The sequence below is a fragment of the Methylobacterium sp. P3_A11 genome (assembly GCF_056403155.1).
Map to the genome: position 1 here is coordinate 1 of NZ_JBFUGA010000196.1, position 4,382 is coordinate 4,382.

Below are 4,382 nucleotides of genomic sequence, written 5' to 3' on the forward strand. Positions count from 1 at the left end.
GGCCCCGACGGCCCCCCGCCGCCGCCGCCGCCGCCGCGGGCCGCCCACATCGTGCTGGAGCGCGGCGACGCGCGCGTCGACGTGACCTGCGCGGCCGACGACGCGACGAAGGCCTGCGCCGATATCACCCTGCAGATGCTCGACCGGCTCGCCACGTTCCGGCCCTGAGCCCGACAGGTCCCGCGCCCGCCGCGACGGCTGGCGCCCCTCAGGCACTCGTGCCCGGCGCCTTGATCAGGCGGCATCCGGTGATCCGCCACTGCCCGTCCGCGTCCCGGGCGAGGGTGTACTCGGCGGTCCAGTCGACGCCGTACTCGTCCTGGATCGCCACCGACTGGACCACGGCCGCCCCGTCCGCGTCCCGCGCCTCGCCGAACACGAAGCTGCGGTGGCGGTAGACCGGGCGGTACTGGTTGCGGACCATGCCGATGAACAGATCGGCGTTCGGGAACAGCTCCCGGATCGCCGGGGCGGCCTGCTCGTAGGCGGTCTGCGCGTCGTCGCGGCCGAGCGCCTGCTCCTGCTTGGCGATCACCGCCCGGGCCGCGGCGCGTCCCGCCTCGTCGGCCGCCGCCGGTCCCGCGAGGCCGAGGACGAGAAGGAGGGTGAACCACGCGCGCATCGCTGTCACTCCGGCAGGATCGAACCGACATTCATCGTCGGCCCCTGGACATGGTCCCCGGTTCGGCGGCGGCAATCGGCGCGCGACATCCCGGCAGGGGTACCGCATGCGCACCGCTCGCGCCGGCCCGGCGCATGGGTTCGGGCCTCGCATTCGGGAGCGCGCACGCGTTGGGCAGGCATCGCGTTCCGGTTGTGCAAGTCGCTGGAAAGATGGGCATTTCCGCACCGCCCCGGTGCCGCGGGTTTGACCCCCCACCCGTGTTTTGCGAGCCTCCGGGCGCCGAGTCGGGTCCGGGGGGAACCGGTCGGGCGGAGGGCGGGACGATGATGCAGAGCCACGCGGACGCGACCACCGCTGCCGAAGGGGTCCCGGCGGACGGCGTGCCGGCCGAAGGGATGCCGGGCGAAGGGATGCCGGGGATGAGCGTCGGGGTGTTCATCCCGATCGGCAACAACGGCTGGCTCCTGTCGGAGAACGCCCCGCAGTACCGCCCGAGCTTCGCACTCAACAAGCAGATCACCCTGAAGGCGGAAGCGCTCGGGTTCGACTTCGCCCTGTCGATGATCAAGCTGCGCGGCTTCGGCGGCAAGACCGAGTTCTGGGACCACAACCTCGAATCCTTCACCCTGATGGCCGGGCTCGCGGCCGTCACCACCCGGATCAAGCTGTTCGCCACCGCGGCGACCCTGTGCCTGCCACCGGCGCTCGTCGCCCGCATGGCCGCGACCATCGACTCGATCTCCGACGGACGCTTCGGCGTGAACCTCGTCACCGGCTGGCAGAAGCCGGAATACGACCAGATGGGCCTGTGGCCCGGGGACGCCTATTTCGCGCAGCGGTACGACTACTTGGCCGAGTATGCTCAGATCCTGCGCGACCTGTGGGAGACCGGCGTCAGCGACCGCAAGGGCACGTTCTTCCAGATGAACGATTGCCGCCTGAGCCCCCGGCCGCAGGCCCCGATGAAGATCATCTGCGCCGGCCAGAGCGGCGCCGGGCTGGCCTTCACGGCCCGGTATGCCGACTACAATTTCTGCCTCGGCAAGGGGGTCAACACCCCCACCGCCTTCGCGCCGGTGGTGGAGACGCTGGCGGAGGCCCGCGCGAAGACCGGGCGGCGCGTGACCTGCTACGCGCTGTTCATGATCATCGCCGACGAGACCGACGCCGCCGCCCTGGCCACCTGGGAGCATTACCGGGCGGGCGCCGACGCCGAGGCGATCGCGTGGCTCGGCCTCCAGGGCGCGGCCGACACCAAGTCCGGCGGCGACACCAACGTGCGCCAGCTCGCCGACCCGGCCTCGGCGGTGAACCTCAACATGGGCACCCTGGTGGGCAGCTACGCCAGCGTGGCCGCGATGCTCGACGCGATCGGGGCGATCACGGGGGTGGAGGGCGTGCTGCTGGTGTTCGACGACTTCCTCAAGGGTCTCGACGCCTTCGGGACGCGGATCCAGCCCCTGATGCGCACGCGCCGGCACGTCACGGCCCCCCTCGCCGAGGTCGCCTGATGGACGCTCCCGCGGGTTTTCGCGATCCCCACGGCCGCCACGGCGACGTCGTCCTGACCGCCCGGCCCGAGCCGATCGCCCTCGACCCGGCCACGACGGTGCTGATCGTCGTGGACGTCCAGAACGCCTATGCGAGCCCGGGCGGCTACCTCGACCGGGCGGGCTTCGACGTGTCGGGCACCGGCCCGGTGATCGCCCGCATCGCCCGGGCGGTGGCGGCGGCCCGGGCGGCCGGCATCCGTGTGCTGTGGTTCCAGAACGGCTGGGACCCGGATTACGTCGAGGCCGGCGGCCCGGGTTCGCCGAACTGGCACAAGTCCAACGCCCTCAAGACCATGCGCCGGCATCCCGAGATGAACGCGCAGCTCCTCGCCAAGGGCTCCTGGGACTACGCCCTGGTGGAGGCCCTGACGCCGGAGCCCGGCGACATCGTCATGGGCAAGCCGCGCTACAGCGGCTTCTACAACACCCCCCTCGACAGCACCCTGCGCGCCCGGGGCGTCACCACGCTGGTGTTCACCGGCATCGCCACCAACGTCTGCGTGGAATCGACCCTGCGCGACGGGTTCCACCGGGAGTATTTCGGCATCGTTCTGGCTGACGCCACGCACCAGGCCGGGCCGGAGAGCCTGCAGCACGCGGCGCTCGCCAACATCGAGACCTTCTTCGGCTGGGTCTCGGACGTGGCGGCATTCGAGACGGCCCTCGGCGCGGGTCCGCACGCCGCGGTTGACCTGGCCGAATAAGTGCATCGCGCCGCCTGTCGGTCACCGACAGGGTGCACGAACGCCGCCGCCCCGCGGCGGCCTCCCGCGCGGCCTGTCCCGGTCCGGCCGACAGGTCGAACGCGGGAGCCGCACGGGAATGCCGAAGCAGGTCATCATACCGCCGGGGACCGGCAAGCCGCTGGCCCCCTACGTGCCGGGCACCCTGGCCGACGGGGTCCTGTACGTCTCGGGCACGCTGCCCCTGGATGCGGACGCCAACGTGGTCCATGCCGGCGACGCGGGCGCCCAGGCCCGCCACGTGCTGGAGACCATCAAGGGCGTGGTCGAGGCCGCGGGCGGCACGATGGACGACGTCACCTTCAACCACGTCTTCCTGAAGGACTGGGCCGACTACCCGGCGATCAACGCCGTCTATGCGGCGTTCTTCCCCGGCGAGAAGCCGGCGCGCTACTGCATCCAGTGCGGCCTCGTGAAACCCGACGCCCTCGTAGAGATCGCGTCCGTCGCCCATATCGGCCGCCGATGACCCGGCCTGCGGCGGGGGCGGCCCCGCTCCATCACGCGGTGGCGGGCGCGGCGGACGGGCGCCCGGTGCTGCTGTCTCCGGGGCTCGGCGGCGCGGCGGGCTACTTCGCGCCGCAGATGGCGGCCCTGACCGGGCGGTTCCGGGTCGTTACCTACGACCATCGCGRCACCGGGCGATCGCCCGGCCGGCTCGCGCCGGACCATGACATCCCGGCCATGGCGCGGGACGCGCTCGGGGTTCTGGACGCCGCCGGAATCGACCGGGCCGACGTGGTCGGCCACGCGCTCGGCGGCCTGATCGCCCTCCAGATGGCGCTGACCGCCCCCGCGCGAGTCGGACGGATCGTGGTGATCAACGGCTGGGACGCGCTGGACCCGGCCACGCGCCGCTGCTTCGCGGCCCGCCGGGCGATCCTGGCCGGGGGCGGTCCGGAAGCCTTCGTGCGGGCTCAGGCGCTCTTCCTGTACCCGGCGCCCTGGCTCTCGGCCGAGGCCGAGCGGGTCGCGGCCGACGAGGCGCACGCCCTGGCGCACTTCCCCGGGGCCGAGACGGTGCTCACGCGCATCGGCGCCCTGGAGCGCTTCACGGTGGCGGACCGCCTCGGAGCGATCGATCACGAGACCCTGGTGATGGCCGCCCGGGACGACGTGCTGGTGCCCTATACGCGGTCCGAGCGCTTGGCGGCGGCGCTGCCCAACGCCCGCCTCGCCCTTGCCCCCGAGGGGGGCCACGCCCACAGCGTGACCCGGCCCGAGGCCTTCAACCGGGCGCTTCTGGACTTCCTCGGCCGGGACTGACGCCCGGATCGGGACGATGCCGGCGCGCGCCTCACGGCCGCAACGCCGCGAGGGGCAGCGCGACCGCGTCGATCGCGGCCGCCAGGACGGGGAGCAGGGCCGGCCAGCGCAGGGATGCCGCGGTGCCGACCCGCCCCCGGGCGAAGGCCAGCACCAGCATCGGCCCCAGCGGCAGCACGGCATGGAGGTCCAGCC

General features: G+C 72.9%; 5 protein-coding genes. 4 read left to right on the plus strand and 1 reads right to left on the minus strand.

Annotated features, from left to right (window positions below):
- Window positions 1-208 precede the first annotated feature (208 nt).
- A complete protein-coding gene (locus tag AC1DXK_RS30215) occupies window positions 209-622 on the minus strand; it encodes a DUF4864 domain-containing protein (RefSeq protein ID WP_457108813.1) in 414 nt (137 codons plus the stop codon).
- A gap of 422 nt (window positions 623-1,044) precedes the next feature.
- On the opposite strand from AC1DXK_RS30215, the gene rutA reads away from it, so the two are divergent.
- From rutA to rutD, 4 genes are all read left to right on the plus strand, one after another.
- Window positions 1,045-2,136 carry a pyrimidine utilization protein A gene (gene rutA / locus AC1DXK_RS30220; protein WP_457108818.1) on the plus strand — a complete coding sequence of 364 codons (1,092 nt, stop codon included), beginning with the start codon at window positions 1,045-1,047 and terminating at the stop codon, window positions 2,134-2,136.
- Entirely contained in the window at window positions 2,136-2,882 is a 747-nt protein-coding gene (gene rutB / locus AC1DXK_RS30225) for a pyrimidine utilization protein B (RefSeq protein ID WP_457108814.1), read from the plus strand. Before rutA ends, rutB begins: the two co-directional genes overlap by 1 nt.
- A gap of 118 nt (window positions 2,883-3,000) precedes the next feature.
- On the plus strand, window positions 3,001-3,390 hold the full coding sequence (gene rutC / locus AC1DXK_RS30230) for a pyrimidine utilization protein C (protein ID WP_457108815.1): 390 nt from the start codon (window positions 3,001-3,003) through the stop codon (window positions 3,388-3,390).
- Window positions 3,387-4,187 carry a pyrimidine utilization protein D gene (gene rutD / locus AC1DXK_RS30235; protein ID WP_477299654.1) on the plus strand — a complete coding sequence of 267 codons (801 nt, stop codon included), beginning with the start codon at window positions 3,387-3,389 and terminating at the stop codon, window positions 4,185-4,187. The genes rutC and rutD overlap by 4 nt, the downstream gene beginning before the upstream one ends.
- Window positions 4,188-4,382: the final 195 nt, after the last annotated feature.